Source organism: Faecalibacterium sp. i25-0019-C1, from assembly GCF_042854225.1.
Taxonomy (GTDB): Bacteria; Bacillota; Clostridia; order Oscillospirales; family Ruminococcaceae; genus Faecalibacterium; species Faecalibacterium taiwanense.
This window is the reverse complement of the sequence record NZ_AP031428.1, coordinates 236,623-263,612: the sequence shown is the minus strand read 5'-3', so window position 1 is coordinate 263,612 and position 26,990 is coordinate 236,623. Positions and strand designations below refer to the sequence as shown.

Here is a 26,990-nt window from a genome sequence, read left to right as displayed (position 1 = left end):
CTTTTTACAAAAAGTGTGATACAATGACAATGGCATATTTTGCCGGAGGGAGGAAAACGCAATGAGCATTTTTCGCACGATTGCGATGTTTATTTACTTATTTGGTTATATGATCGTCCATTATGGCGTGCTGCGCCGGGCGGAACGCGCTCTGGCTGCAGGCGACATGCAGCTGGTGGAAGAGCTTGTCAACAAGCATATCCCGCACTGGAGCCGGGGCATTTTAAAGGTGACCGGCGTTTCCCTGAGCGTGGAGGGCCTTGAGAATATCCCCAAAGATACGGCCTGCGTGTTCGTGGGCAACCACCGCAGCTACTACGACATCCCGCTTTTGCTGGCCAGTCTGGATAAGCCCCACGGCATCCTTGCCAAGGAAGAACTGGAAAAGATCCCGCTGCTGAACCGCTGGATGAAGCTGCTGGGCTGCGTGTTCGTGCAGCGCGACGACCTGCGGGCATCCGTGCGCGCCCTGAACGACGCCACTGCCATTGTGGAGAGCGGCAAGAGCTTCGTCATTTTCCCGGAGGGCACCCGCTACAAAGGGGAAGAGGGCGGTGCCGGTGAGTTCAAGGCCGGTGCATTCCGCATTGCCGTCAAGACCGGCGCACCGGTGGTTCCGGTGGCCATTACCGGTGCACGTGCCCTGTTCGAGAACAATGGCAACCTGTGCCATCCGGGCAGCGTGCATATCAAGGTGCTGCCGCCCATCCGGACTGCAGGCATGAGCAAGGCCGAGCAGAAGCAGCTGCCGGATGCTGTGCGTCAGGCCATTCTGGCACAGCTGTAAATCAGAACTTGGAGGGAACTGCCCCATGGCAAGCTACCGTTACGAACGCGATATCGACCCCAAAGACCTCCAGCCCCGCAAACAGCGCCAGTACACCCGCAAGGAACGCTGGGCCAACTGGTGGGATTATAACCTCAAGTGGGTCATCATCATCGGCATCATCGTGGTGTTCTTCGGCTACAACTTCATCGGGCAGTATTTCTTTACCGTCCATGCAGACTATAACGTGGCCGTTGTGGCCCCCCACTACCTGCCGGAAGCCACCCAGACCGCCCTGCAGGACGCCCTTGCCGCCTACGGCGAAGACCGCAACGGCGACGGCAAGGTGGTGGTAAAGCTGAACCTCTACACCATGGATTTTGGCAACGAGGACTCGGATGCCTACCTTGACATGGCAGGCACCACCAAGCTTTCCACCGACATTCAGGGCGCGCTGAGTTCCATCTTCATCCTGTACGACCCAGCCGGGTTCCAGCAGACCACCGGCACCCTGCGCTACCTCGACGGCAGCCTGCCGCAGTCCGACGCAGACAGTGACTGGTGGAACATGGTCTACCGCTGGACCGACTGCCCGGTGCTGGCGGGCCTTGATCTGGGCGATTACGCTTCTGATGCTGTGCAGAGCGAAAGCGGCTCCAGTCAGGAGCTGATGAGCCGGTACTATATCGGCATCCGCGGCGCATGGAACAAGGACTCCGCCGACCTGCTTGAGGGCGGCGAAGAACTGTGGAACAAGCTGACCGCCGGGGCTGTTTCTACCGCCAGTGCAGAGGGCTAAGCCATGCGGTTCCGGGTAAAGCGCGGCGGGCCTGCCGCCGGGTTCACATTTGACCGCACAGCAAAGCCGGTGCAAAGGCCGGAGCCGGAAAAGCCGGTCTCCCTTGCACAGGCGCTGGATAATCCCTATGGGAGATATTACGGCAAAGCCCGCAGCAGGGAAGAACTGCTGAAAAACAGATAATATGCAAATAGAACTCCCCCAGTCGCCTTCGGCGACAGCCCCCTCGGGGATGGGGCCCTTGGCAGAGCCGGAAACTTTTCCGCTTTGTCAGCGGCTCCCTCTTTGAGGGAGCTGGCAAACCCGCAAGGGTTTGACTGAGGGAGTTCGTTTTCTATTTTGTTCTTTTTACACATCTGTCATTTGAATTATTCTCCCCTTTGAAACGCCGGAGGTTTTGTTGTTTCTCCGTCCCAGTTATGGTATACTTACTGGGTATCTATTATCTTGATGGTATTTATCATACATACAAAAGGATGTGAACCCATGGACGCACTGGAACAGGCACGCGCCGAGATCGACACGGTGGATGCCCAGCTGGCTGCGCTGTTTGAGCGGCGGATGGCCGCCGTGCTGCAGGTGGCCGAATACAAAAGAGCCCATGGCCTGCCCGTTTACGATGCCGCCCGCGAGACGGCAGTGCTGGAAAAGGCTGCGGCCCGCATTCAGGACCCGGCCCTGCGGCCCTACTATAAAGACCACGTGCAGAACCTGATGGACGTGGCAAAGCAGTACGAAGCCGTGGTGCTGGGCCAAAACCGCGCCGCCTATCAGGGCGTGGAAGGCGCTTTTGCTCACATTGCCCTCCGGGCGCTGTTCCCCCACGCCGAGGCTGTGAGCTACCCCACCTGGGACGAGGTGTTTGACGCGGTGGAACGCGGCGATGCTGCCCGGGGCGTCGTTCCCTTTGAGAACAGCCATGCGGGCGATGTTTCCGCCGTGCTGGATCTGTGCTATAACCATCCGGCGCTGTGGGTGGTGGATGTGTACGATCTGCCCATCTCCCAGAATCTTCTGGTGCTGTCGGGCACAAAGCTCGACCAGATCAAAAGCGTCTACAGCCACCAGCAGGCCATCGCCCAGAGCGAGACCTTTTTAAGGCAGTTCGGCCTGCCCGCCACCGCCATGGCCAACACCGCCATGGCCGCAAAGTTCGTGGCCGAAAGCGGCGACTCCTCCAAAGCGGCCATTGCAAGCGTGGAGACGGCGGCGCTGTACGGGCTGGAGGTGCTGGTGCCCAGCATCAACACCGACGGCGACAACACCACCCGCTTTATCGTGCTCAGCCGCGAAAAGCCTACCGGCGGCAACCGGTTCTCGCTGCTGTTCACGGTGGACAACAAACCCGGCAAGCTGGGCGAGGTGATCCAGATCATCGGTGCCAGCGGCTTCAATATGGAGTCCATCAAGAGTCGGCCCATGCCTCATGTGCCGTTTGAATATTATTTTTACGTGGAGCTGGTGGGCGACCCCACCGCCGACGAGACCGCCGCGCTGCTGCGTGAGCTTGACCGCACCTGCCGTACCGTGCGGCTGTTAGGAGTGTATACCAAATGAGTGAATTTATCGGAACCAAGCTGACCATGAATCTGGGCGAGCGCAGCTATGACATCATCGTCAAGAGCGGCTCGCTGGAAAACCTGTACCAGTTCGCCCGGCTGGACCGCCGTGTGGCCGTTGTGACCGACAGTGGTGTGCCCGCACAGTACGCCCAGATGGTGGCCGACCAGTGCAAGGATGCCCACATCATCACGGTGCCGCAGGGCGAAGCCAGCAAGAGCTTTAAAATTCTGGAATCCGTCCTCAAGCAGATGCTGGAATTCGGCATGGGCCGCGGCGATCTGGTGATCGCCGTGGGCGGCGGCGTGGTGGGCGATCTGGCCGGTTTTGCCGCTTCCATCTACATGCGGGGCATCGACTTCATCAACTGCCCCACCACCACCCTTTCCATGATCGATTCCTCCATCGGCGGCAAGACCGCCGTGGATCTGGGCGATACCAAAAACATCGTGGGCGCTTTCTGGCAGCCCAAGCTCGTCATCGTGGATCCGGACACCCTTGCCACCCTGCCCCGCCGCCACTTCATCAACGGTCTGGCAGAAGCCGTCAAGGCAAGCCTGCTGGCAGACCCCGAGCTGTTCGCGATCTTTGAAAATGGCGACGTGGATGCCCAGATCGGCGAGATCATCTGCCGCAGCCTGCGGTTCAAGAAGAACATCGTGGAGCAGGACGAGACTGAGCAGGGCATGCGCAAGGCCCTCAACTTCGGCCACACCATCGGCCACGGCATCGAGGCCGTCAAGGGCATCAAGGGCCGTCGCACCGTGGGCCTTTACCACGGCGAGTGCGTGGCGCTGGGCATGCTGCCCATGATCGAATCCAAGGCACTGCAGAAGCGGGTGCGCGCGGTGTACCGCCGCCTCGGCCTGCCCACCCGCACTACTTACGATAAGGAAAAGGTGCTGGCTGAAATGCTGCACGACAAAAAGGCACAGAGCGGCCAGATCACCATTATCAAGGTGCCGGGTCTGGGCTGCTGGCGCGCCGAAACCATCCCGGTGGAGGGCCTGCGTCCCCTGCTGGGCATTGAGGAGTAAGCCATGAAAAATACATTCGGCAGCGACCTTTCGCTGACCATTTTCGGCGAGAGCCACGGCCGCGCCATCGGCGCGGTGTTGGACGGCATGGCCGCAGGCCTGCCGGTGGACGAGGCATTTCTTGCCGCCTGCATGGACAAGCGCCGTGCCCGGGGCGACGGCCTGTCCACCCCCCGGGTGGAGGCAGATGCCGTGCAGCTGCTGTCCGGCGTGGTGAACGGCCGCACCACCGGCACCGCCATTGCCCTGATGATCGAAAATACCAACACCCGCAGCGGCGATTACGCCAAGACCGCAGACCTTTTGCGCCCCGGCCACGCAGACTATACCGCCTATGCCAAGTACCACGGCTTTCAGGATGCCCGCGGCGGCGGGCACTTCTCCGGCCGGGTGACGGCCGCCCTTGTGGCGGGCGGTGCCATTGTGCTGAGCGCACTGCGCCGTGCGGGCATCGACATCACCACCCATATCGCAGAGTGCGCCGGCATTGCGGACACCCGCTTTGCACAGGATGATGCCGCACAGCTCTCTGCTCAGGTGGAAGCCCTTGCCAGCAAGCCCGAGGGCTTTGCGGTGCTGGATGAAACCGTAGAAGAACCCATGAAAGCCGCCATCCGTGCCGCCGGTGCGGAGGGCGACAGCGTGGGCGGGATGCTGGAAACCGCCATCCTCGGCCTGCCGGCAGGCATCGGTGAGCCCTATTTTGACAGCGTGGAAAGCGAGATCGCACATCTGGTGTTCTCCGTCCCCGCCGTCAAGGGCATCGAGTTCGGCACCGGCTTCGGCTTTGCCGGGATGCGCGGCTCCGAAGCAAACGACGCTTTCCGCATGACGCCGGAGGGAGCAGTGGTGACCGCCACCAACCACAATGCGGGCATCAACGGCGGCATCGCCAACGGGATGCCGGTGGTGTTCCGCACCGTGGTCAAGCCCACACCCAGCATCTACAAGCAGCAGGACACAGTGGACTATCTTGCCAAAAAGGACGCGCAGCTGTCCATTCAGGGCCGTCACGACCCCTGCATCGTGCCCAGAGCCGCCATCGTGCAGACCTGCGTCGCCGCACTGGCTGTGGGCGACCTGCTCACGGCACGCTACGGCGAGGCTTGGATGACCCACCCCACCAGCTTCCGGAAGGAGGACGAGTAAAATGGAATACGGACTCATCGGCGCAAAACTCGGCCACTCCTACTCCAAGATCATTCACGAGATGCTCTGCGGCTACCACTACGACCTGTGCCCTCTGCCCACCGAGGAAGAGGCCCGGGCCTTTCTGGCAAAGCGGCAGTTCAAGGCCATCAATGTGACCATCCCCTATAAAAAGCTGGTTATGGAATACTGCTCCTACATCGACCCGCGGGCCAAGGCCATCGGGGCGGTGAACACGGTGGTGAACAAAAACGGCCTGCTCTACGGCTATAACACCGATTATATGGGCTTTGCCCACCTGTGCGACGCCCACAGCGTGAATTTTGCAGGCAGGACCGTGCTCATTCTGGGCACCGGCGGCACCCACAATACCACCAGCGCTGTGGCCCGGGACAAGGGCGCGGCAAAGGTGCTGACCGTCAGCCGCCATCCGGATCCGGAAAAGGGCGAACTGAGCTATGCAGAGGCCGTTTCCAGCGGGGCACAGATCGTGGTAAACACCACCCCGGCGGGCATGTACCCGAATGTAGGTGTGTGCAATCTGGACGTTGCCGCCATGCTGGACCTTGAAGCTGTGGTGGATGTGGTGTACAACCCCGACAAGACCGAGCTCATCCTCCGCGCCGAGGAAGCGGGCGTGCCGGTGGCTGTGGGCGGCCTTGAAATGCTGGTGGCGCAGGCGGTGTATGCCGCAGAATATTTTCTGGACCGCAAGTTCGAGGATGCGCCGGTTGAAATTCGGCGCATCACTGCCGCACTGCGCCGGGATATGCTGAACATTGCCCTGATTGGGATGCCCTCTTCCGGCAAGACCACCCTCGGCAGGATGCTGGCAAAGAGCCTTGGCCGTACCTTTGTGGATCTGGATGAGGAGATCGTAAAGACCGATGGCCGCAGCATCCCGGATATCTTTGCAGCCGAGGGCGAGGACGGCTTCCGCACAAAGGAAACTGCCGAAACACAGTGCTTTGGCAAAGAGGGCCGACAGCTCATTTCCTGCGGCGGCGGCATTGTAAAAAAGCCGGAGAATCTGCGTGCTCTGCACCAGAACGGCATCATTCTGTTCATCGACCGGCCGGTGGATGCGCTGGCCGTGGGCGGCGGCAGGCCGCTTTCTTCCAGCATGGACGCACTGCGCCAGATGGAAGCACAGCGCCGTCCGCTGTATCTGGCAGCGGCAGATGCCGTCATTCCCAACAACGGCACGCTAGACGATGCCCTGCATGCCGCCATGGAGGCACTGGATGAAATTTTTGATTCTTAACGGCCCGAACCTCAACATCATGCGCTGGTCGGAGCCGGGCGTACCCGGTGAGCTGGATTATAACGCCATCATGGACTATGTGCAGGCAGGCTGCGAACAGCTGGGCATTGAGACCGACTGCTGCCAAACGAACCACGAGGGCGACCTCGTGGACGAAATTCAGGCCGCAGCGGGCCGGGTGGACGGCATCGTGCTGAATCCCGGGGCCTACGCCCACTACAGCGTGGCCATTCTGGATGCCCTGCGCCTGTGCGGCGTACCCGCCGTGGAAGTGATGCTGCACGCCCCGGACGAGCGGGAGCCTTTCCGCAAGACGGATGTGGTGTCCTTTGGCTGTCAGGGCCACTTCATCGGGGAAGGCCCGCAGGGCTACCTGCACGCCTGCATTTATCTGGCCCAGCTGCTGCGCACCGACGGCTCCAGCAAGGCGCATATCGTGATGTAAAAACGAAAGGAAATTATCACCATGATCATCTCCACCAAAAAAGGGACTCCGAAGGACGAACTGGAAAAGATCGTTGACAAATTCGAGAAGCAGGGTCTGGACGTGACCCTGATCACCGGCAAGGACTACAACGTGTTCGGCCTTGTGGGCGACACCACCAAGATCGACGAACGGGATGTGCTGGCAAACCCGTGGATCGACAACGTCACCCGCGTGTCCGCGCCCTATAAGCGTGCAAACCGCCTGTTCCACCCGGCAGATTCCGTGATCGACTGCGGCGGCGTGAAGATCGGCGGCAAGGAAAAGATCGCTGTCATGGCAGGCCCCTGCAGCATCGAGGGCGCAGAGCAGGCTCTGCGCATTGCACAGGGCGTGAAGGCCGGCGGTGCCACCCTGTTCCGCGGCGGTGCCTACAAGCCCCGCACCTCTCCCTACTCCTTCCAGGGCCTTGAGACCGAGGGCATTCTGGATATGGTAAAGGCCCGCGAGGCCACCGGCATGCCCATCGTCTCCGAGCTGATGAGCGAGGACCGTATCCCGGAGTTTGAGGAGTACGTGGACGTGGTGCAGATCGGTGCCCGCAACATGCAGAACTTCCAGCTGCTCAAGGCCGTTGGCAAGATGCACAAGCCCGTGCTGCTCAAGCGCGGCCTGTGCAACACCATCGAGGAGTGGATCATGAGCGCCGAGTACATCATGGCCGGCGGCAACGAGCAGGTCATTCTGTGCGAGCGCGGCATCCGTACCTTCGAGAAGTACACCCGCAACACCCTCGATCTCTCTGCAGTGCCCATCATCCACGAAAAGACCCACCTGCCCATCATCGTGGACCCCAGCCACGCCACCGGCAAGGCCAATCTGGTCGAGCCTATGATGATCGCTGCCGTGGCCGCCGGTGCCGACGGTCTGGAAGTGGAGGTCCACTACGACCCACAGCACGCATGGAGCGACGGCGCACAGTGCCTGACCCCGGATTCCTTCGCACAGGCCATGGCAAAGTGCCGTCAGGTGGCATGGGCCATTGGCCGCGATATGTAACGGCCTATGCTGGTAACGATTCAGAACGCGCGTTCCGTGGGCGGCACCATCACTGCCCCACCCAGCAAGAGCATGGCTCACCGTGCTGTGCTCTGCGCGGCACTGGCCGAGGGCCGCAGCCATATCACGAATCTCGAATTCAGCAAGGACATCTCTGCCACGCTGGGCGCAGCGGCACAGCTGTGCGCCCGTGTGCGCACCGGCGCAGACGACGCTGTGGTGGAAGGGCTGGGGCATTTTGTGCCTCTTGCTACGCCGGTGGACTGCTGCGAGAGCGGCAGTACCCTGCGCTTTCTCATCCCCATCGCCAGCCTGACCGGGCAGGCCGTGACCTTCACCGGCCGTGGGCGGCTGATGGAGCGGCCCCAGTCGGTGTACGAAGCTCTGTACCGGGAGCAGGGCCTGCGGTTTGAGCAGAGCGCTTCCGGGCTGACCGTGGAAGGGGCACTGACCCCCGGCGAATACCGCCTTGCAGGCAATGTATCCAGCCAGTTCATCAGCGGGCTGCTGTTTGCTCTGCCGCTGCTTTCCGGCAACAGCACGCTGCACCTCATTCCGCCGGTGGAGAGCCGCAGCTACATCGATATGACCCGCTCTGTGCAGGCAGCCTTCGGTGTGCAGAGCCATTGGCTGGACGAAAACACTCTTGCCATCCCGGGCGGGCAGCACTATCGCCCCTGCGATTACACCGTGGAGGGCGATTACAGTCAGGCCGCGTTCCCGGCGGTGCTGGGGGCCGCGTGCGGCGGCGTGACCATCACCGGCCTTGCCCCGGAGACGCTGCAGGGCGATGCCGCCATTCTGGACATCTTGCGCCGGTGCGGCGCGGTGTTTACCCGCACGGCAGAGGGCATCTCTTTTGAAAAGGCCCCCCTGCACGGGGTGGACATCGACCTTGCGGACTGCCCGGACCTTGGCCCTGTGCTTATGGTGCTGGGCCTGCTGTGCGAAGGCACTACAGTCATCCGCAACGCAGAGCGTTTACGCCTGAAGGAGAGTGACCGCATCGCTGCCATGGAGGCCGAGCTGCGTGCCTGCGGCGGCGTGCTGGAAAGCGAGGGCGGCACCATTACGGTGCACGGCTGCGCGAACAGGCTGCACGCTCCGGCGGGTGCTCTGCATGGGCACAATGACCACCGTGTGGTCATGAGCCTTTCGGTGCTGGCCCTGAGTACGGGCATCCCCCTGACCGTGGACGATGCCGAAGCCATTACAAAAAGCTGGCCGAATTTCTTTGAAGCCATCAAGCCCTTGGGCGCGGAGGTGGAATATGCTTGATAAAACAAAACGTTATCTCGTGGTAGGCCTTGGCCTGCTGGGCGGCAAATACGCGCTGGAACTGACAAAAGCCGGTTTCCATGTGGACGGCATCAACCGCAGCGAAGGGCATTTGCAGTACGCGCTAGAGCACGGCTATATCGCCAGCGGTAAGACCCACGATTTTGAGGACCTTGTGAGCAGCGCCGACCACATCATCTTTGGTCTGTACCCCACGGCCCTCATCGAGTGGTTCCGCACCTACGGCCATCTGCTCAAGCCCGGCTGCATCTTTACCGATGTTTCCGGCGTAAAGACCGGCCTTGTGGAGCCGGTGCAGGCCATGTGCCCGGCGGGCGTGGAGTTCATTGCCAGCCACCCGATGGCAGGCCGTGAGACTTCCAGCGTGGAGCACGCCGCCGAGGTGAACTTTGCCCCGGCCAACTTCATCATCACTCCCACGGAAAAGAACACGCCAGAGGCCATTCAGTGGGCAAAGGACCTGGCCGAAGTGCTGGGCTTCCACCACATCTGCACCCTGACGGTGCAGGAGCACGACAAGATGATCGGCTATGTGAGCCAGCTGTGCCATGCCATCGCCGTGAGCCTGATGTGCGCCAACGATAACTCTTCGCTGTGCGAGTACACCGGCGACTCCTTCCGTGACCTGACCCGCATTGCACACATCAACGATAAAATGTGGGCAGAGCTGTTTTTGTGGAATAAGGAAAACCTCATCAGCGAGATCGACCAGTTCGATGCTGCGCTGCAGCAGATGCGCGCTGCCCTTGTGGCCGACGACCGGAACAGGCTGGAAGAGATGTTCCGTCTTTCCACCCAGCGCCGCGCGGCGTTCGACAAAAAACTGCCCGAATAAACCGGAGGTGCTCCCATGCCCAAGCAGGAAGGCCAGAAATCCAAGCTTTTGACCCTTTTGCGCATTCTGGAACAAAAGACCGACGAAGAACACCTGCTCAATGTACCGCAGCTGGTAGAGCTGCTGGAACAGCAGGACATTCTTGCCGAGCGCAAAAGCATCTACAGCGATATCGACACCCTGCGCAGTCTGGGGTATGACATCCAGCTGCGGCGCGGGCGCGGCGGCGGCTACTGGCTGGCCAGCCGCACCTTTGAGCTTTCTGAGCTGAAGCTGCTGGTGGATGCCGTACAGGCCAGCAAGGTTGTGTCGGCACGCACCAGCAGTAAACTCATCCATAAACTGGAAGCCCTCTGCTCCGACTACGAGGGCACCCAGCTGCAGCGTCAGGTGTACGTGGATGGCCGCCCCAAAAGCGACAGCCACACCCTGCTTTACAGCATCGATGCGCTGCACAGCGCCATCAATGCGGGCAGAATGGTGCGGTTCCGCTACAAGGACGGCGGCACCCGCACCGTCAGCCCGTGGCAGCTGGCATGGGAAAACGGCTGCTACTACCTTATCGCTTATCAGGACGAGAAAGAGCCTGCGGGCATCCGCAACTACCGCGTGGACCGCATGTCTTCCGTGACGGTGCTGGGCGATGCCCGCCGGGGCAAGGCCGAGTTCCGCCAGTTCGACCTGCCCGCCTATCTGCGCAAGCACTTCAACATGTTCGGCGGGCCGGAGCACCGGGTCACCCTGCGCTGCACCGCCGACCTGGAAAGCGCCATGCGCGACCGCTTTGGCAGAACGCCGCTGTTCGTGCCGGAGGAAGACGGTGCATATTTTCACTTTGATGTGCCGGTATGCGTCAGCCCCCAGTTCTACGGCTGGGTGTGCGGCTTTGGCGGCAAGGTGGAAGTAATGGCTCCCGCCGAGGTGCGGCAGGGCCTGCGGGAAATAGCCAAAAATTTAGCGGAGATGCATCAATAATTGAAAAAAACGGCTCCTGCCCATTGGGTAGGAGCCGTTTTTTGAACTCCTTCCGTCATCGCCTACGGCGATGCCACCTCCCTCAATGAGGGAGGCTTTTGGCAGTACGGCAAAGTTTTCCGCTTCGTCAGAGGCTCCCTCTTTGAGAAAGACTTTCCCCGGTCGGGGGGAAGATGTCGCGTAAGCGACAGAAAGGGGAACGGCTGTCGAGCGAATGCGAGACTGAAGGAGTTCTTTATTCTTCAAATTCCAGATCGCTGGGCAGGATCAGGTCCAGCTCGGCGGCAGGTTCTGCCACAAGGCGGCGGCTCTGGTGGAAGATGGCCTTTTCCAGCGTGTTGCGGGCAAGACGGCCGTTGCCGGCGGTGCGGCTGTCCAGCGCCTGACGGCGCTTGTAGTAGCCCAAAAGCGGGAAGGTACAGCCCTCGGCAAGGCGGTAGCCCTTGCCCTTTGCCAGCACGTTGGTGATGTCCAGCAGCTCGTCCGCCGTGTAGTCCGGGAACTCGATCTTGTTGGGGAAGCGGCTGGCAAGACCGCTGTTGGCGGTAAGGAACACCTCCATCTCCCGGGTGTAGCCCGCCAGAACGACCACCAGCTCGTCCCGGTGATCCTCCATGCCCTTCACAAGGGTGTCGATGGCTTCGAGCCCAAAGCTGTCCTGCTCGCCGCGGTAGAGGCTGTAGGCTTCATCGATAAACAGCACACCGCCGAGGGCACTCTCGATGACGCTGTTGGTCAGCGGGGCGGTGTGGCCGGTGTAGCGGCCCACAAGGTCGGCGCGGGTCACTTCTACCAGCTGGCCGCCCTTCAGCGCGCCGATGGCCTTGAGGTACTTTGCCACCAGCCGGGCAATGGTGGTCTTGCCGGTGCCCGGGTTGCCGGTGAAGATCATGTGCATGGAAAGGCTGGCGGTCTTGAAGCCTGCCGCCGCGCGGCGCTGCTGCACCTGCAGGTTATCCGCCAGACCGAACACATACTCCTTGACCGCCCCAAGGCCCACAAGGCCGTCAAGCTCTGCGCGGATTTCATCTACAGCGCCCGTGTACTCGGCAGGCAGCAGGGCAGACAGCTCCTGCTCGGGCTGGTCGTTCAGGCAAAACCATACGCCCTCCGGCTTTGCGGTCAGGGTGACGGTGCCGGTAAGCTTTGCATCGGTCTGCAGGCAGTATTCACTCAGGGCACGGAACATTTTATCGCAGCATTCCGCAAGGCCCGCCGCACCCTTTTCCTTAGAGCACTGGGCGGCTACATAGTCCCGCACATCGGCCCCGGCAGAGAGGGTCAGGCCAAGGCGTGCGCTCACCTTCTGGGCCAGCGCATTCAGCTGCTGCGCCGCCAGCGCTGCAAGGTCCCCGCGGGCAAAGGCGCTGGTGGCGCACACATCGCCCACCGCCGCCACAAAGGGCGCACCGAACTTATCTGCCAGCGCGTCCCGGCCCTTGCGGGAAAAGAAGATGAGGTACTTGCCGCAGGGCGTGATGCTGCTCACAGCGCCCGGTGCCAGCGCCGTGCCCGCATCCACAAGGATGCCCTCCTTGTTCACCAGATACCGGCTGGAAAGCAGCGCACTGCCCTTGACGGCCAGATCGGACAGCGTTTTCAGGAAGCTGGGATGGCAGCTCTCGTAATGCTCAAAGATCACGATCTCCCCGGGGGCGTGCAGGGCCGCATACAGATCCTGCAAAAACAGCCTTTCCGCACCGGAATTGGGGTAGAGGGCAAGGTCCACCACCGCGGTTTTGTCGCTCTGCAAAAGGCCCCGCGCCGCCATGATGCGGACGGTCTCTGCCAGCGCAAAGTGCCGCCCCGTACCGGCTCCGCCGCACAGCAGGATCACATTGCGTGCTGCCGGGCGCTCGGTGCCCAGCACAAAGGGCCGGCGCATGGCGCGCACCACGCTGTCCACAAAGGCATCCTGCCCGAGAACGGTCTTTTTCACCTCGGCGGCAAGGCCCTCAAAGCTGCCAAGGTGCTCTGCGGTCACATCGGCAGTGCCCTTGGCAAGCAGGCCGTCCGCTTCCATATCCCGCAGCATCTGGCGGCTGTCCTCCAGAGCGGACTGCACCGCAGTGTCCTGCGTTTTCAGCTGGGCGTTCTGTTTTTTGAGCAGGGCATCCAGCTGCTTCTGGTTTTCCAGCAAAGCAGCGTTCAGGTCCGGCACTGCGGGCGCTTTGGCCTTTGGCGTTTTGCTTTCCGGCTGGGCGGTGCCGCCAAAGCGCGGCTTTCCCCCTGCGCCGAACACACCGTTCATAAGGTTTTCCCAATCGTCGGTATATGCCATGGTTTGCCCTCCGTTTTTGTCGTTTTCTTCCAGTATAGTGTACCCGGACAGGTTTTGCAATTCCCTCTTGCAAAAAAGACCGCCGGTGTTTACACTTATATCTGATAGGAAATCTGCAAGAAGGAATGAAGAAACTATGACCGTCAAAACGCCCGCCGAACTGAAAACGCTATACGAGAGCATCTCCTTTGACCTTCAAACCACCTACACCGGCCCGCTGGGGCAGGAATATGCTGTTTCCGGCACCCATCTGCGCCTGTGGGCACCCACGGCGCAGAGGGTGGAGGTCAGCCTTTACCGCAAAGGCAGCGGCGGTGAGCCCATAGGCACTCTGCCGCTGGAGCGGGGGCAGCAGGGGGTGTGGAGCATCTATCTGCCCGGCGACCAGCACGGACGATACTACACCTATACGGTCACGGTGGATGGCATTTCGCGCCAGACCGGCGACCCCTACGCCCGCGCTGCCGGTGTGAACGGCACCCGCAGCATGATCGTAGATCTTGCCCGCACCGCCCCCTCCGGGTGGGAGCATGATGTGCGTCCGGTCATCCCGCCGGAGCAGCGCGCGGTGTGGGAGGTGAGCGTGCGCGACTTCTCGCAGGACGCTGCCAGCGGCGTGCGCCCGGCATGGCGGGGCAAGTTCATGGCCTTTACCCAGCAGGGCACCACCCTGCACGGGGACGGCATCCACCCCACCTGCCTGAATTATTTAAAGCGGCTTGGCGTGAAGTATGTGCAGCTGATGCCCATTTTCGACTTTGGCAGCGTGGACGAGGCAAAGCCGCTGCTGCGGCAGTACAACTGGGGCTATGACCCCACCAACTACAATGTGCCCGAAGGCAGCTATTCCACCGACCCCACCCGCGGCGAGGTGCGCATCCGGGAGTGCAGGGAAATGATCGCAGCCCTGCACGCGACGGGCATCGGTGTGGTGATGGATGTGGTGTATAACCACATGTACCGCAATGAGAACCCGCTGAACGACACCGTGCCCTGCTACTTTTTCCGCCAGAACGAGGACGGCAGCTTTTCCAACGGCAGCGGCTGCGGCAACGAATTTGCCAGCGAGCGGCCCATGGCCCGGCGGTATATGATCGATTCCATCCTCTACTGGGCGCAGGAATACCACATCGACGGCTTCCGGTTCGACCTGATGGGTCTGTACGACGTGGAGACCATCAACGCGGTGCGCGCCGCGCTGGATACGCTGCCCGGCGGGCGGGATATCCTGATGTACGGCGAGCCGTGGCAGGGCGGCGGCAGCCAGCTGCACCGGTACGAGGCCAACAAGGCGAATCTTGCCATGCTGAACGAGCGCATCGGCATCTTCTTCGACGACACCCGCGACACCATCAAGGGCGGCTGCTTCAACGCCCGGGAGCCGGGCTATGTGGAGGGCAGGCCCGGCAGCTTCTGGGACATCGGCGGCGCGGTGGCGGCATGGTGCCGCAGCGACCGTCTGCCGCCCCACGCGCCCAGCCAGATCGTGAGCTATGTTTCCGCCCACGACAACTTCACCCTGTGGGACAAGCTGCTGCTGGTGCGGTACGAAAAGCCGGAGTTCACGGCGGCAGACAGCACAGCCCTTGCCCAGAACCGGCTGGCGGCGGGCATTTACCTGACCAGCTTCGGCCTGCCTTTCCTGCAGGCGGGCGAGGAGTTTGCCCGCACCAAAAAAGGGAAGGGCAACAGCTACCGCTCTTCGCCTGCGCTGAACCGGCTGGACTGGGAGCGGGCCGAAAAATATCATGCACTGGTGGACTACTACCGCGGCCTGCTGGCTCTGCGGGCAAGGTTTCCGCGGCTTTCCAGCACCGACCCCCACGCGCCGGATGCCCTGTACTTTTTCTCACTGGAGCAGCCGCTGGTGGGCTGGCAGCTGCCCGCCCAGTGGGGTGACGGCGCAGCATGGCAGGCGCTGTGCGTGTTCTATAACCCCACCGAGATCAGCAAGGTCGTGCCGCTGCCGGTTGGGCGCTGGCAGATGCTGAGCGACGGCATCTCGTCCAGCCTGTGGCGTGGCCCGGCAAGAGTGTATGAGCACGAGGCCGTGCTGATGCCTTACAGTGCCACCATCTTTGGACAGATATAAAAACAGGAGCGGATGGAAAACTCTCATCCGCTCCTGTTTTCTATTTTGCTCAGCTGTTGGAAGCCGTCTTTTCGCCCAGTGTCACATTGACCGTCTGCATCTGGCCGTCGCGTGCAATGGTGATGGAAAGCGTATCGCCTGCTGCGTGCTTCTGCATCAGGGTGCCAAGGTCGTCCTTGGAGGCGATCTCGGTGCCGTCCACGCTCACGATGCGGTCACCGGCCTGCAGGCCTGCCTTTTCGGCAGGGCCGCCCTTGACCACCTCCACAACGTAAACGCCGTAGGCATTCACGCCCAGTTGAGAAGCAGTCTGTGCGTCGGTCACGGCCAGATAGGTGATGCCCAAATAAGGCCGTCCGGTCACATAGCCGTTCTCCAGCAGTTCCTGTGCCACCTTGATGGCATCGTTGATGGGGATGGCAAAGCCCAGACCCTCTGCATCGCTGGAAGAGGATTTTGCATTCACAATGCCGACCAGCTCACCGTTCATATTGAACAGGCCGCCGCCGGAGTTGCCGGGGCTGACCGAAGCATCCATCTGGATCAGGGACATGGTGTTCACAGAGCTGCTGCCCTGAATGGTGACGCTGCGGTTCAAAGCGCTGATCATGCCGCCGGTGACGGTGCCGCCCAGCTCACCCAGCGGGTTGCCCACAGCCATCACGCTCTGGCCCACCTTCAGGCTGTCGCTGTTGCCCACGGTGGCGGGGGTCAGGCCGTCAGCATCGATCTTGATGACCGCGATATCGCTGGTGGTATCTTCGCCCACGAGGGTGGCGGTGTAGTCCTTGTCACCAATGGTAACGGTGATGGTGGAAGCGCCGTCCACCACATGTGCACAGGTGAGGATGTAGCCGTCCGAGCTGATGATCACGCCGCTGCCGGCACCACTCTCCACCTGATTCTGGCCGTACCACGACCACTGAGAGTAGACCACCTGCTCCGTAGTGATGACCACCACGCTGGGGCTGACCAGATCAGCCACCTGTTCAGTGGTCAGGCTGCTGCCGCTGCTGGATGCTGCGGTGATGCTGCTGTCCGCGCTGTCGGAGCTGTTTGCCGTGGAGGAAGGTGCCACCTGCTGGATGACCACCTTGCCGCTGCCGCCAAACTTTGCCCCCACAAAGCCGCCCGCAAAGCCCATGGCTGCGGCCAGCACCAGCGCCACGGCGCTGCGTGCAACGCGCTTGCCGTTGAACTTTTTCTTCTTTTTAGGGGGCTGCGCGTCCTGCGGCTGTACCGGATGTACCGGCGGCGTTGCACCGCCTGCGCCGTTGTCTGTCTGCGGGGCGGTGTAAGCGGTCTCCGGTTCCGGCTGCGGGTCGTTGTACTGGTTGGCGGTGTTCATGCCGCTGCTGCCCACATTGGGATAACCGGTATCTCCGCTTTCGTTTTTATCCTGAGAGGAATAATCATATTCCCATTTGTTCTCATTGTCCATGCTGATACTTCCTTTCCGTAAGGGATACGTCCACAGGAGCCCTGTTCCTTTGAACTGCTCCTATTGTAACCGTCAATTGTGAAAATCAATCGCGCGCGCCGTGAAGAAACTGTGAAAAAAAGACGCACTTTCCGCCCTTGACAGCGGCCTTTGCGCTTGCTATTGTAAAAGCGTAAATTCAGGAGGAACACACCATGGAACTGCACCGCACAGACGAGGGCTTTGCCCTCTATAAGGAAAAAACACAGATCGGCTTCTGCGCGCTCACGCCCGCCGCAAAGGGGGCTGCCATCACCGCGTTTGGCATCGAACCGCAGTGGCGGCGCAAAGGCTACGGCTCCTATCTATTAAAAGAAGCCTTGCGCGCCTACGCCGGATACGACCGCGAAAAGGCTACCGTATTTACCGCCCCGCTGCCCGCCGATGCCGCAGAGCTTGCGTTCTGGGCAAAGTTCGGCTTTGCGGCAGAAGGCAGGCAGCTGGTGCGCCGCCGCACGCCGGATCTGACCGCCGTCAAGTTCGTGCAGGACTTTCTGGCCGCGCGGCTGGCACAGCCGCGCCTTTGCATCGATGCTACCTGCGGCAACGGCGGCGACACGGCCTTCCTGTGCGGCATCACCGCGCCGGAAGGAAAGGTAGTCGGCTTTGACGTGCAGGAAGCTGCCATTGCATCCACCCGGAAGCACCTGGAGCAGCTGGGCGTGCCTGCCGCCCGGTATGAGCTGCACTGCCAAAGCCACGCAGACCTTTTACAGGTTGTGCAGCCCGGCACGGCAGATGCGGTGATGTTCAACTTTGGCTGGCTGCCCGGGGCCGACCACGCAGTGTTCTCCACCGCGCAGAGCAGCATCCCCGCCCTGCAGGCGGCTTTGGAAGCCGTGCGCCCCGGCGGCGTGGTGAGCGCCATCCTCTACAGCGGGCAGGTCATCGGCACGGATGAAAAGCAGACGGTGCTGGAATATCTCCGGGCACTTCCGCTCAAAAGTTTTACCGTTCTGGTGTGTGATTTTGCCAACTGGGCCGAAGCCGCCCCTCTGCCCTGCATCATCCTGAAAAAATAACGAAAACACTTGCATTATGGAGCGTTTTCGGATAAAATAGGGTACGTATGTGTAAAAATATACTCCTTCCGTCATCGCTGCGCGATGCCACCTCCCTCTGAGAGGGAGGCTTTGGCAGGGCGAGAAGCTTTTCCTTTTCGCCAGAGGCTCCCTCATTGAGGGAGCTGTCACGGCATCAGCCGTGACTGAAGGAGTTCCATCCATTTCAGGAGAAATACTAGTTTATGACAAATCGTGAAGAAATCGAGCGCCGCCGGACGTTTGCGATCATCAGCCATCCCGACGCCGGTAAGACCACTCTGACCGAAAAGCTGCTGCTGTACGGCGGAGCCATCAATCAGGCAGGCTCCGTCAAGGGCAAGCAGAGCGCAAAGCACGCCGTGTCCGACTGGATGGACATTGAGAAGCAGCGCGGTATTTCCGTCACCTCTTCTGTCCTGCAGTTCAACTACGCGGGCAAGTGCGTGAACATTCTGGACACCCCGGGCCATCAGGACTTCTCGGAGGACACCTACCGCACCCTGATGGCGGCAGACTCTGCCGTCATGGTCATCGACGCCGCAAAGGGCGTTGAGGCACAGACCATCAAGCTGTTCAAGGTGTGCACCCTGCGCCACATCCCCATCTTCACCTTCATCAACAAGATGGACCGCGAAGCCCGCGACCCCTTTGAGCTGATGGAGAACATTGAGGAAATTTTGGGCATCAAGACCTACCCCATGAACTGGCCCATCGGCTGCGGCAAGGAGTTCAAGGGCGTGTTCGACCGCAACACCCGCAAGGTACTGGCATTTTCCAGCGACGGCCGCGCCAACGGCGTGAAAAAGGTGGATGAGACCGAGGCCGAGCTGGGCGATCCCGCACTGGACGAGCTGCTCACCCCGTATCTGCACCAGCAGCTGGTGGATGAGATCGAGCTGTTGGACGGCGCTGCCGAGGAATTTGACCTCGACAAAGTGCTGCGCGGCGAGCTGAGTCCCGTGTTCTTTGGTTCCGCTCTGACCAACTTCGGCGTGGAGCCCTTTCTGGAGAACTTCCTGCGGCTCACCCCCACCCCGCTGGCCCGCGTGGACAGCCTGACCGGCGAGACCGTGGACCCCTGCCGCGACGAGTTCTCTGCCTTCATCTTTAAAATTCAGGCCAACATGAACAAGGCCCACCGCGACCGCATCGCCTTTATGCGCATCTGCTCCGGCAAGTTCGAGCGCGGCATGGAGGCCTTCCATGTGCAGGAGGGCAAGAACATCAAGCTGGCCACCGGCACCCAGCTGATGGCGCAGGACCGCGCCATCGTGGACGAGGCCTACGCCGGCGACATCATTGGCCTGTTCGACCCGGGCATCTTCTCCATCGGCGACACCTTGTGCACCGGCAAAAAGAAGGTCCAGTTTGCGGGCATCCCCACCTTCTCGCCGGAGCACTTTGCCCGCATTGAGCAGAAGGACACCATGAAGCGCAAGCAGTTCGTGAAGGGCATGGAGCAGATCGCGCAGGAGGGTGCCATCCAGATCTTCCGCGAAGTGGGCGGCGGCATGGAAGAAGTGGTAGTCGGCGTGGTCGGCGTGCTGCAGCTGGAAGTGCTGGAGTACCGCCTGAACACCGAGTACAACGTGGAGATCCGGATGCAGCAGCTGCCCTTTGAACAGCTGCGCTGGGTGCAGAACGACCCCGACACCTACAACCTGCGGGATCTGGACCTGACCAGCGACACCAAGGCTGTGGAGGATATGAAGGGCAACCGCCTGCTACTGTTCACCTCCGACTGGGCGGTGCGCTGGGCTGAGACCCACAACGAAACGCTGAAACTGAGCGAGTTCGGCAATATCTGAGTTGAAAGAGAGCTGCGGTGCGGGAATATCCTGCAGCTGCGGCTCTTTTTTCATAAAGCACAAAAAATACAACAAAGAATGCCAGTTATGGAATGAGCTGCTCCCATTGCGGGGAACACTGCTGGCATGGAGGGTAAAGTATATGCAGAATATCAATATTGGCAAAAGCGGCATTCAGGTGCCATTTCTCGGCATGGGCACCTGGGCCATCGGCGGCGGTGCATGGTGGGGCGATAACGACGACAGCCTTTCAGTCAAGGCCATCCAGACTGCTGTGGAGCAGGGCATCCAGTGGATCGACACCGCGCCCATCTACGGCCTGTACCACAGCGAGACCGTGGTGGGCGAGGCCATGAAGCACATCGACCGCGACAAGGTGGTGCTTTCCACCAAGTGCGGTCTGGAGTGGCGGCATGAAACACCGGTGCTGCACAAGGTCGTGGACGGCACCACCGTTTACCGCGATCTGTCTGCCCAGAGCATCATCGAGGATGTGGAGGACAGCCTGCGCCGCCTGCACACCGATCATCTGGATGTGCTGTACACCCACTGGCAGACCCCCGATTTCGGCATCTACCCGCTGGAAGAGACGGTGGAAGCCATGATGAAGCTGAAGGAGCAGGGCAAGATCCGTGCCATCGGTGCATCCAACGTCACTGCGGACATCATCCGCGGCTACTGCAAGTACGGTCAGCTGGATGTCATTCAGGAAAAGTACAGCCTGCTCACCCGCCGTGTGGAAAAGCAGCTGCTGCCTACCTGCAAGGAGCTGGGCGTATCTGTGCAGGCATACTCTCCGCTGGAGCAGGGCCTGCTGACCGGCAAGGTGACTATGGAAACCACCTATCCCGAGGGCAGCACCCGCAACTCGAACCCCAGCTTCCAGCCGGAGCGCCGCTCTCAGGCGCTGGATATGCTGGCAAAATGGGGCGACCTTACCGAGAAATACGACTGCTCTCTGGCACAGCTGGTGATCGCCCTGACCGCCCGCATGATCCCCGGCCTGCATGTGCTGTGCGGTGCCCGCACCCCGCAGCAGGTGATGGACAACGCCGGTGCGCTGAACATCAAGCTGGACGGTGCCGATGCCGTCCGCATGAAGTGGGACGTGGATGCCATTTCCTGATGGTTTGACCATCGGAACAGCCTCCGCTTCGCTCTGGCCATAAACAGCGGAATTTTTATTTTTATAAGAGCAATGCCGGACAGCCTGCGGGCTGTCCGGCATTGCATTTTCACAGAAAGGGGCGTAAAGAAAAACAGCATCATCTGCCGGTTTCGACCTTTTGCGTGAAAAGGGGGGTTCTGAAAAGCCCGCAGGCTTTTCAGAACCCCAGATAAAAGAATAGTTCCTATAAACATTGCCAGAGCAAAGCGGAGGCCATTTAAAATCGTCAGCTGTTCTCCTTCCAGAACAATCCGCCGCTGGTCTGGAACAGCATCCACGGGTTCACGCTCTTGCTGCCAAGCTTGAAGTCCATGGTCAGCTCCTCGCCCAGCACGCCTACAGCCTGCCCCTTTTCCACGCTCTGCCCGGCAGAGACGGAAAGAGTCTGCAGCCCGTACAGGTAGCTGCGCATCCCGCAGCCATGGTCGATGACCACCGTGTTGCCGGTAAGGGCCAGCTCTGCGGCCAGCACCACCACGCCGTTTGCCGGGGCGCGGCAGGGCTCGCCGGGAATGGTGTAGAGCTTTGTGGAGTTGGAACGGCTGCTCTGCCTGCCGTTCACCACCCTGACCTGACCGTAATCCACAAGGGTGGTGTAGCTTTCCACCGGGTTCACAAAGCCGCCCTGCCACATTTTTTCCCGCGCGGGCGCTTCGTACAGGCCCCAGACTGCATTGCGGAACTGGGTGTTTGCCGCATCCGATGCATCCGGTTCCGGCTCCACGTCCACCGTGCCAAAATCCTTGGGCAGCACGATGATGCTGCGGGTGATGGTCTCGCCGTTCACGGTAATGTTCACCTCATGCCCGCCGGAGGAAGCGTTGTATGCCGCCGGGATGTAGGCCCGCCAGCCATCGGCTGCACGCACGCACTGCACATTGCCGAGGTCTGTTTCCACCGTGGGTGCTGCATCGCCGGTCATGCCGGAGATGCGCAAGCCCACAATGCCGCCCTGCTCCGCCCGCTCGGCGGAAAGCTCCACCTCCGCGCTGGCCTGCAGGGTGAACCGGAAGGCATAACGATACCAGCCGGTGGGCTTTGCGGGCTTTTCCAGCCCCAGATTTTTGCGCACTGAGCCGGTGCTGCCGCCCTCAAATTGGGTGGCCATGCCGCCCTCCGGCACCCGCCAGACCGATAGCTCTGCCTTATATTCGCCGTTGGTCGGGAACAAAAAGCTTTGATAATCGCTTACACTGCCCACAAATACAATGCTGCCATAGGCGTTCTGGATGGTGAGGGTGGTGTAGCTGGCCCAGTCCGGCAGGGTGATGGCCGGGTGGGCCGTGTACAGCGTGCCCAGCTTCTGCACCGTGAGGGTGGCGGGGCTGGCAAACACCTTATCGAGCTTTCCGCCGATGAGCGGCACCTGCCAGCACCAGCCGTTGGGTTCCAGCGCTTCGGTGCCAAACTGCGCGGTGCTGTCCGGGCAGCCGCCCTCGGTGGTAAAGGCATAGCTCACGCCCATCACCGCGCCCAGAAAGATGCCTACGCCCAGCACCACACCCACGAGCCAGAGCAGAAAACGCTTCATGATACACTCCTTCTATGTAGCAAAAAGGGCGCACCGGCACAGCCTTTTGCAGACTGCCGGTGCGCCCGAAGGTTTACGGTTCGTGTTTTTTATTCTGCAGCATCCTCTGCAGGGGCAGCCTCTTCGGCAGCAGCCTCCGGCTCTACCGTTGCAGCATCGTCCTCGCCGAACAGCAGACGCTCGTACTCGTCCAGCTCCTTCTCACGGCGGTGCAGGTAAACAGCAACAGCAGCAAGGGCACCGGCAACAGCGGCCAGAACAGTGATCACAGCGACCAGACAAGATTTCTTCATAGGTTCAATACACTCCTTTTTTCGTTGAAACGATGTTTCAGCTTTCATTCCAGTGCTTGTTGGCTTTTATTATACCCGTTCCTGTCAAAAATTACAACCATTCAGGTCAAAAAGGCCAAAATTTCATACTATAAGCTTCCTGTATGCCTTGAATGCGCCGGGCAGCGTATACTCGGCCTGCAGGGCTTCCCGGCTTGCCCACACGCAGCCTGCCGGGGCATCTTGGGCGGGCACATGCTGCAGGATGCCGTTCATATGCCACTCGATGTGGCTGAAGATGTGCTTTGCAGCGGGCAGCGCTTCCGGCGCGGCGGTGCCGGTATTCACCCCCATGGCCTGCAGGCGGGCAAGGACCTCTCCGGCTGCAAGGGCTTCACCCTCCCACAGTACCGGCTGCCACAGCCCGGCAAGCAGGCCCTTTTGGGGCCGCTGCTGCAAAAGGAAGCCTGCCGGGCTTTCCAGCAGGGCCAGCGTCACAGGCTGCAGTCTGCGGGGCTTGGGCGCTGCTTTGCGGGGCAGCTCCAATGCAGTGCCCGCAGCACGGGCGGCGCACAGGTGGGCAAGCGGGCATTTTTCGCACAGGGGCGCACCGTTCGGCACGCAGACCAGCGCTCCCAGCTCCATAAGGGCCTGATTGTAGTCGCCGGGCGCATCCGGCGGCTGGTGCTCCATCACGCGGGCGGTGAACGCTTTTTTCACTGCCGGTTCCGTGACGGCAGCGGGGTCGTTGTACAAACGGGAGAACACCCGCAGCACATTGCCGTCCACGGCGGGCACCGGGATGCCGAAGCTGATGGACGCAATGGCCCCCGCCGTGTAGTCCCCGATGCCGGGCAGGGCCCGCAGGGCATCATAGTCGGCGGGCAGCTGTCCGCCGTACTGCTCGCAGACGATGCGTGCAGCCTTTTGCAGGTTGCGCACCCGGCTGTAGTAGCCAAGACCCTCCCAGAGTTTGTGCAGCTTTTCCTCTTCGCAGGCGGCAAGGGCCGGAATGTCCGGCAGGGCGGCGAGAAAGCGTTCGTAGTAGGGCAGTGCCGCCGAGACCCGGGTCTGCTGCAGCATGATCTCGCTGAGCCACACATGGTAGGGGCTGGGGTCGGTGCGGAAGGGCAGGCTGCGCTGGTTTTTGTAGAACCAGTCCAGCAGGGCAGAGGAAATGTTTTCCACTTGTTTTGTGCTCCTTATCAAAAAACGGGCCGCCGCAAGGTGCAGCAGCCCGGTAAAAGTATGCGCGCTTATCAGAAGCCGTATGCAGTGCGGGGGAAGGGCAGCACGTCACGGATGTTCTGGATGCCCGTGAGGTACATGATCATGCGCTCGAAGCCCAAGCCGTAGCCGGCGTGCTCCACGCCGCCGAACTTGCGCAGGTTCAGGTACCAGTCGTAGTTGGTCTTGTCCATGCCAAGCTCGTCCATGCGGGCCACCAGCTTGTCGTAGTTCTCTTCACGCTGGCTGCCGCCGATCAGCTCGCCGATGCCGGGCACCAGCATATCTGCGGCTGCCACGGTCTTGCCGTCCGGGTTCTGCTTCATGTAGAAGCTCTTGATCTCCTTCGGGTAGTCGGTGACGAACACAGGCTTCTTGAACACCACCTCGGTCAGGTAGCGCTCGTGCTCGGTCTGGATGTCCACGCCCCACTCCACAGGGAACTGGAACTTCTTGTTGTTCTTCTTCAGGATCTCGATGGCCTCGGTGTAGCTGATGCGGCCAAACTCGCAGTTTGCCACCAGCTCCAGACGCTCGATGAGGCCCTTGTCGATGAACTGGTTGAAGAAGGCCATTTCATCCGGGCAGTTGTCCAGCACGTAGCGGATGACGTACTTGGTCATGGCCTCGGCGGTGTCCATGTAGCCGGACAGATCGCAGAATGCCATCTCCGGCTCGATCATCCAGAACTCGGCGGCGTGACGGGTGGTAAAGCTCTTCTCGGCACGGAAGGTGGGGCCGAAGGTGTACACCTTGCCGAATGCCATAGCCATGGCCTCGGCTTCCAGCTGGCCGGAAACGGTCAGATTGACCGGCTTCTCGAAGAAGTCCTGGGTGTAATCCACAGTGCCGTCCTCGTTCTTGGGCACATTCTCAAGGTCGAGGGTGGTCACGCGGAACATCTCGCCTGCGCCCTCACAGTCGGAAGAGGTGAGCAGCGGAGAGTGAGAGTAAACGAAGCCGTTCTCCTGGAAGAACTTGTGGATGGCGTAGGCAGCGGCGCTGCGCACGCGGAAAGCGGCGTTGAAGGTGTTGGTGCGGGGGCGCAGGGTGGGCATGGTGCGCAGATATTCCATGCTCATCTTCTTTTTCTGCAGCGGATACTCGTCCGCCGGGCAGTCGCCCAGGATCTCCACACTGTCGGCATTCAGCTCAAAGGGCTGCTTTGCCTGCGGGGTGAGCACCAGCTTGCCCTTGACGCGCAGGCTGCTGTACAGACCGGTGTGGATCACCTCATCGTAGTTTGCCAGCTTGCCTGCTTCCAGCACGACCTGCAGGGTTTTGAAGCAGCCGCCGTCCGACAGGGCGATGAAGCCGATGTTCTTGGAGTCGCGGATGTTCTTTGCCCAGCCACAGACGGTGATCTCGGTGCCGTCGGCGGGGGTATTTTTGAACAGCGAAACGATCTCAGTGCGTTCCATAGTGTTTGTTCTCCCTTTCGATATAAAATGAAAAAGACAGCTTTGTTCTCCCTGAAAGTTCAGGGCGAACAAGCTGTCTTGTAATGTCCGCGGTGCCACCTGAATTACCGGAAGTGTCCGGTCGCTCACGCGCTCAATAAAAGCGCTGCCCCTGTAACGCAGGGCCTGCGGCGCACCTACTAATGGCAGCTGCCATGTTCAGTTTGCTGCTCCCGGGTGTTCGTTCACGCGGCGTGCGGGCGCGGCTCTCAGCTGTGCCGCACTCTCTGGGCCGGACGGCCCGCGCTACTTTTCCCGATCTTTGCATTTGACCTTTAAAAAATAGCACTTTGGCGGCGTTTTGTCAAGCACCGCCCAGCAAGGCGGCAGCAAGGCCCTTTGCCGCCAGCTGCCCGGCATAAAGAGCCTCGTTCAGGTTATTGCCGTGCCCGCCGATCTCAATGAGCAGGCTGCCGGTGGTCAGATCCTGATTGTAGAACCGGTAGCTGAACAGCACCGGCCGGGTAAAACCGGGGTACATTCCTTCCATGCTGCGCTCCCACGCAGCGGCAAAGCGCAGATTCTGCCGCCAGCCCGGCAGCTGAACGGTGGTGCCGTTGTCGCACCCGCAGATGATCATGACCTGTGCGGCCTGCCGCCCGTCCACCGTGCACACCGGGGCATAGCGGCTGCCGCTTTCCGTCTCGATGGCATCCCGGTGGACATCCAGCACCACCTTGATGCTGGGATACCGGGCCAGATACTGCTGCACCACGGCCCGGCTGTTGGCATAGCTGCCGGTGTAGCTGGGGTAGTCGTTCAGGGTCTCGTCGTGCAGGGTGTTGATGCCTGCCGCATTGAGGGTATCGGCCACCACACGGCCCACCGCGCACATGTTCACGCTGCAGTCGGTGCTGCGGGCACCATCGCCGGGGGCAAACCACAGCCCGGCCGAAAGGCGGTAGTCCTCGGTGGCGTGAGTGTGCATCACCAGCACCTGCGGGTCGGGGCTGTTCGGCTCAATGGCAAATGGCAGCGGATTCTCGATCTCTGCCGCAATGTCTGCCGCCGTCTGCCGAGTATTGTTTTTGATGCTGCCCACCCCGCAGGGAATGTACTTTTCGCCGCTGCCCTGCGGATAATTTTTTTCAATGACAGTACCCGCATCCGCCGGGCGGGCTTCCTCGCCCAGCAGCGGCACAAGGTAGTCCTCAATGTTCCCGGTCAGCGCCTGCACGGCCTGCGGCAGAGAGGATGCCGCCGCTTCCGGTGTGCTGTCCGGTGCGGCTTCCACCTGCACAGATGATGCGGGCTGCTCCTGTGCGGACTGCCGCCCCAGCCAGAAAAGAGTTTCGGCCATTGGCAGCGGTGCAGTAATGGCCGCAGCCAGCATCAGTGCCGCCGTGCGGGCAAAGATGCACAGTGCGGCAAACAGAGCAGCCGCTTCCAGAAACGGCACGATATGCCCCTGCGCCCGGGCGGGCGGCAGTGCTTTGCTGCGCATAAAATAACCTCCCTTCC

General features: G+C 61.0%; 23 protein-coding genes. 16 read left to right on the top strand and 7 right to left on the bottom strand.

Annotation, left to right across the window (positions count from 1 at the left end; genetic code table 11):
• The first annotated feature begins 61 nt into the window (after nucleotides 1-61).
• The 12 genes from ACGHUK_RS01280 to ACGHUK_RS01225 all read left to right on the top strand — a co-directional run bounded on the left by ACGHUK_RS01280 (nucleotide 62) and on the right by ACGHUK_RS01225 (nucleotide 11,167).
• Nucleotides 62-787 (top strand): 1-acyl-sn-glycerol-3-phosphate acyltransferase, encoded by a 726-nt coding sequence (locus ACGHUK_RS01280; RefSeq protein ID WP_005943505.1) that lies wholly within the window; start codon nucleotides 62-64, stop codon nucleotides 785-787.
• A gap of 25 nt (nucleotides 788-812) precedes the next feature.
• The gene (locus ACGHUK_RS01275) at nucleotides 813-1,565 is read left to right on the top strand and encodes a hypothetical protein (protein ID WP_097774641.1); all 753 of its coding nucleotides are present in this window, start codon (nucleotides 813-815) and stop codon (nucleotides 1,563-1,565) included.
• Nucleotides 1,566-1,568: 3 nt separating this feature from the next.
• A complete protein-coding gene (locus ACGHUK_RS01270) occupies nucleotides 1,569-1,748 on the top strand; it encodes a hypothetical protein (protein WP_005943509.1) in 180 nt (59 codons plus the stop codon).
• A 303-nt stretch (nucleotides 1,749-2,051) separates the two neighbouring features.
• Nucleotides 2,052-3,122 (top strand): bifunctional chorismate mutase/prephenate dehydratase, encoded by a 1,071-nt coding sequence (locus ACGHUK_RS01265; protein WP_390574667.1) that lies wholly within the window; start codon nucleotides 2,052-2,054, stop codon nucleotides 3,120-3,122.
• Nucleotides 3,119-4,162, top strand: coding sequence for a 3-dehydroquinate synthase (aroB, locus tag ACGHUK_RS01260; RefSeq protein ID WP_097774639.1), 1,044 nt, complete (start codon nucleotides 3,119-3,121; stop codon nucleotides 4,160-4,162). Before ACGHUK_RS01265 ends, aroB begins: the two co-directional genes overlap by 4 nt.
• Before the next feature lie 3 nt (nucleotides 4,163-4,165).
• On the top strand, nucleotides 4,166-5,311 hold the full coding sequence (gene aroC / locus ACGHUK_RS01255) for a chorismate synthase (protein ID WP_390574665.1): 1,146 nt from the start codon (nucleotides 4,166-4,168) through the stop codon (nucleotides 5,309-5,311).
• A gap of 1 nt (nucleotide 5,312) precedes the next feature.
• Complete coding sequence (locus ACGHUK_RS01250; protein ID WP_390574664.1) at nucleotides 5,313-6,575, top strand: shikimate kinase; 1,263 nt, start codon at nucleotides 5,313-5,315, stop codon at nucleotides 6,573-6,575.
• Nucleotides 6,556-7,020 (top strand): type II 3-dehydroquinate dehydratase, encoded by a 465-nt coding sequence (locus ACGHUK_RS01245; RefSeq protein WP_005943518.1) that lies wholly within the window; start codon nucleotides 6,556-6,558, stop codon nucleotides 7,018-7,020. Before ACGHUK_RS01250 ends, ACGHUK_RS01245 begins: the two co-directional genes overlap by 20 nt.
• 21 nt (nucleotides 7,021-7,041) lie before the next feature.
• Complete coding sequence (gene aroF, locus ACGHUK_RS01240) at nucleotides 7,042-8,058, top strand: 3-deoxy-7-phosphoheptulonate synthase (RefSeq protein WP_097781196.1); 1,017 nt, start codon at nucleotides 7,042-7,044, stop codon at nucleotides 8,056-8,058.
• A 6-nt stretch (nucleotides 8,059-8,064) separates the two neighbouring features.
• Nucleotides 8,065-9,336, top strand: a complete 1,272-nt coding sequence (gene aroA, locus ACGHUK_RS01235; protein ID WP_390574662.1) for a 3-phosphoshikimate 1-carboxyvinyltransferase — start codon at nucleotides 8,065-8,067, stop codon at nucleotides 9,334-9,336.
• Nucleotides 9,329-10,192: a prephenate dehydrogenase gene (locus tag ACGHUK_RS01230; RefSeq protein ID WP_337678649.1), complete on the top strand. Its 864-nt coding sequence runs from the start codon at nucleotides 9,329-9,331 to the stop codon at nucleotides 10,190-10,192. The genes aroA and ACGHUK_RS01230 overlap by 8 nt, the downstream gene beginning before the upstream one ends.
• Nucleotides 10,193-10,207: 15 nt before the next feature.
• Nucleotides 10,208-11,167: a helix-turn-helix transcriptional regulator gene (locus ACGHUK_RS01225; RefSeq protein ID WP_390574661.1), complete on the top strand. Its 960-nt coding sequence runs from the start codon at nucleotides 10,208-10,210 to the stop codon at nucleotides 11,165-11,167.
• Between the two features lie 235 nt (nucleotides 11,168-11,402).
• On the opposite strand, the gene ACGHUK_RS01220 is transcribed toward ACGHUK_RS01225, so the two are convergent.
• Nucleotides 11,403-13,448, bottom strand: coding sequence for an AAA family ATPase (locus tag ACGHUK_RS01220; protein WP_390574660.1), 2,046 nt, complete (start codon nucleotides 13,446-13,448; stop codon nucleotides 11,403-11,405).
• Between the two features lie 136 nt (nucleotides 13,449-13,584).
• On the opposite strand from ACGHUK_RS01220, the gene pulA reads away from it, so the two are divergent.
• Nucleotides 13,585-15,540, top strand: coding sequence for a type I pullulanase (pulA, locus tag ACGHUK_RS01215; RefSeq protein WP_390574658.1), 1,956 nt, complete (start codon nucleotides 13,585-13,587; stop codon nucleotides 15,538-15,540).
• 49 nt (nucleotides 15,541-15,589) lie between these two features.
• Here pulA and ACGHUK_RS01210 read toward each other — a convergent pair whose 3' ends face one another.
• On the bottom strand, nucleotides 15,590-16,981 hold the full coding sequence (locus tag ACGHUK_RS01210; protein ID WP_371290119.1) for a S1C family serine protease: 1,392 nt from the start codon (nucleotides 16,979-16,981) through the stop codon (nucleotides 15,590-15,592).
• Between the two features lie 194 nt (nucleotides 16,982-17,175).
• Between ACGHUK_RS01210 and ACGHUK_RS01205 the strand changes: the two genes are divergently transcribed.
• The 3 genes from ACGHUK_RS01205 to ACGHUK_RS01195 all read left to right on the top strand — a co-directional run bounded on the left by ACGHUK_RS01205 (nucleotide 17,176) and on the right by ACGHUK_RS01195 (nucleotide 20,997).
• The gene (locus ACGHUK_RS01205) at nucleotides 17,176-18,042 is read left to right on the top strand and encodes a GNAT family N-acetyltransferase (RefSeq protein ID WP_390574657.1); all 867 of its coding nucleotides are present in this window, start codon (nucleotides 17,176-17,178) and stop codon (nucleotides 18,040-18,042) included.
• A gap of 224 nt (nucleotides 18,043-18,266) precedes the next feature.
• Nucleotides 18,267-19,871 (top strand): peptide chain release factor 3, encoded by a 1,605-nt coding sequence (locus ACGHUK_RS01200; RefSeq protein WP_005943533.1) that lies wholly within the window; start codon nucleotides 18,267-18,269, stop codon nucleotides 19,869-19,871.
• A 142-nt stretch (nucleotides 19,872-20,013) separates the two neighbouring features.
• Nucleotides 20,014-20,997: an aldo/keto reductase gene (locus ACGHUK_RS01195; protein ID WP_390574655.1), complete on the top strand. Its 984-nt coding sequence runs from the start codon at nucleotides 20,014-20,016 to the stop codon at nucleotides 20,995-20,997.
• A gap of 268 nt (nucleotides 20,998-21,265) precedes the next feature.
• Here ACGHUK_RS01195 and ACGHUK_RS01190 read toward each other — a convergent pair whose 3' ends face one another.
• The 5 genes from ACGHUK_RS01190 to spoIIP form a co-directional block, all read right to left on the bottom strand.
• The gene (locus ACGHUK_RS01190; RefSeq protein WP_390574654.1) at nucleotides 21,266-22,570 is read right to left on the bottom strand and encodes a murein hydrolase activator EnvC family protein; all 1,305 of its coding nucleotides are present in this window, start codon (nucleotides 22,568-22,570) and stop codon (nucleotides 21,266-21,268) included.
• Nucleotides 22,571-22,659: 89 nt separating this feature from the next.
• Nucleotides 22,660-22,863, bottom strand: coding sequence for a hypothetical protein (locus tag ACGHUK_RS01185; protein WP_044953882.1), 204 nt, complete (start codon nucleotides 22,861-22,863; stop codon nucleotides 22,660-22,662).
• Between the two features lie 123 nt (nucleotides 22,864-22,986).
• Nucleotides 22,987-24,030, bottom strand: a complete 1,044-nt coding sequence (gene mutY / locus ACGHUK_RS01180; RefSeq protein ID WP_390574652.1) for an A/G-specific adenine glycosylase — start codon at nucleotides 24,028-24,030, stop codon at nucleotides 22,987-22,989.
• A gap of 71 nt (nucleotides 24,031-24,101) precedes the next feature.
• On the bottom strand, nucleotides 24,102-25,490 hold the full coding sequence (gene asnS / locus ACGHUK_RS01175; protein WP_005943546.1) for an asparagine--tRNA ligase: 1,389 nt from the start codon (nucleotides 25,488-25,490) through the stop codon (nucleotides 24,102-24,104).
• A gap of 343 nt (nucleotides 25,491-25,833) precedes the next feature.
• A complete protein-coding gene (gene spoIIP, locus ACGHUK_RS01170; protein WP_390574651.1) occupies nucleotides 25,834-26,973 on the bottom strand; it encodes a stage II sporulation protein P in 1,140 nt (379 codons plus the stop codon).
• Nucleotides 26,974-26,990: the final 17 nt, after the last annotated feature.

Excerpts from the sequence above, each read along its gene's own strand:
- aroB (WP_097774639.1), top strand. The coding sequence starts at position 3,119 with ATGAGTGAATTTATCGGAACCAAGCTGACCATGAATCTGGGCGAGCGC.
- ACGHUK_RS01250 (WP_390574664.1), top strand. The coding sequence starts at position 5,313 with ATGGAATACGGACTCATCGGCGCAAAACTCGGCCACTCCTACTCCAAG.
- ACGHUK_RS01195 (WP_390574655.1), top strand. The coding sequence starts at position 20,014 with ATGCAGAATATCAATATTGGCAAAAGCGGCATTCAGGTGCCATTTCTC.
- ACGHUK_RS01220 (WP_390574660.1), bottom strand. The coding sequence starts at position 13,448 with ATGGCATATACCGACGATTGGGAAAACCTTATGAACGGTGTGTTCGGC.
- ACGHUK_RS01205 (WP_390574657.1), top strand. The coding sequence starts at position 17,176 with ATGGAACTGCACCGCACAGACGAGGGCTTTGCCCTCTATAAGGAAAAA.
- ACGHUK_RS01190 (WP_390574654.1), bottom strand. The coding sequence starts at position 22,570 with ATGAAGCGTTTTCTGCTCTGGCTCGTGGGTGTGGTGCTGGGCGTAGGC.
- asnS (WP_005943546.1), bottom strand. The coding sequence starts at position 25,490 with ATGGAACGCACTGAGATCGTTTCGCTGTTCAAAAATACCCCCGCCGAC.
- pulA (WP_390574658.1), top strand. The coding sequence starts at position 13,585 with ATGACCGTCAAAACGCCCGCCGAACTGAAAACGCTATACGAGAGCATC.
- ACGHUK_RS01230 (WP_337678649.1), top strand. The coding sequence starts at position 9,329 with ATGCTTGATAAAACAAAACGTTATCTCGTGGTAGGCCTTGGCCTGCTG.
- aroF (WP_097781196.1), top strand. The coding sequence starts at position 7,042 with ATGATCATCTCCACCAAAAAAGGGACTCCGAAGGACGAACTGGAAAAG.
- aroC (WP_390574665.1), top strand. The coding sequence starts at position 4,166 with ATGAAAAATACATTCGGCAGCGACCTTTCGCTGACCATTTTCGGCGAG.
- aroA (WP_390574662.1), top strand. The coding sequence starts at position 8,065 with ATGCTGGTAACGATTCAGAACGCGCGTTCCGTGGGCGGCACCATCACT.
- ACGHUK_RS01245 (WP_005943518.1), top strand. The coding sequence starts at position 6,556 with ATGAAATTTTTGATTCTTAACGGCCCGAACCTCAACATCATGCGCTGG.
- ACGHUK_RS01225 (WP_390574661.1), top strand. The coding sequence starts at position 10,208 with ATGCCCAAGCAGGAAGGCCAGAAATCCAAGCTTTTGACCCTTTTGCGC.
- ACGHUK_RS01200 (WP_005943533.1), top strand. The coding sequence starts at position 18,267 with ATGACAAATCGTGAAGAAATCGAGCGCCGCCGGACGTTTGCGATCATC.
- ACGHUK_RS01280 (WP_005943505.1), top strand. The coding sequence starts at position 62 with ATGAGCATTTTTCGCACGATTGCGATGTTTATTTACTTATTTGGTTAT.
- ACGHUK_RS01185 (WP_044953882.1), bottom strand. The coding sequence starts at position 22,863 with ATGAAGAAATCTTGTCTGGTCGCTGTGATCACTGTTCTGGCCGCTGTT.
- ACGHUK_RS01265 (WP_390574667.1), top strand. The coding sequence starts at position 2,052 with ATGGACGCACTGGAACAGGCACGCGCCGAGATCGACACGGTGGATGCC.
- ACGHUK_RS01270 (WP_005943509.1), top strand. The coding sequence starts at position 1,569 with ATGCGGTTCCGGGTAAAGCGCGGCGGGCCTGCCGCCGGGTTCACATTT.
- ACGHUK_RS01210 (WP_371290119.1), bottom strand. The coding sequence starts at position 16,981 with ATGGACAATGAGAACAAATGGGAATATGATTATTCCTCTCAGGATAAA.
- ACGHUK_RS01275 (WP_097774641.1), top strand. The coding sequence starts at position 813 with ATGGCAAGCTACCGTTACGAACGCGATATCGACCCCAAAGACCTCCAG.
- spoIIP (WP_390574651.1), bottom strand. The coding sequence starts at position 26,973 with ATGCGCAGCAAAGCACTGCCGCCCGCCCGGGCGCAGGGGCATATCGTG.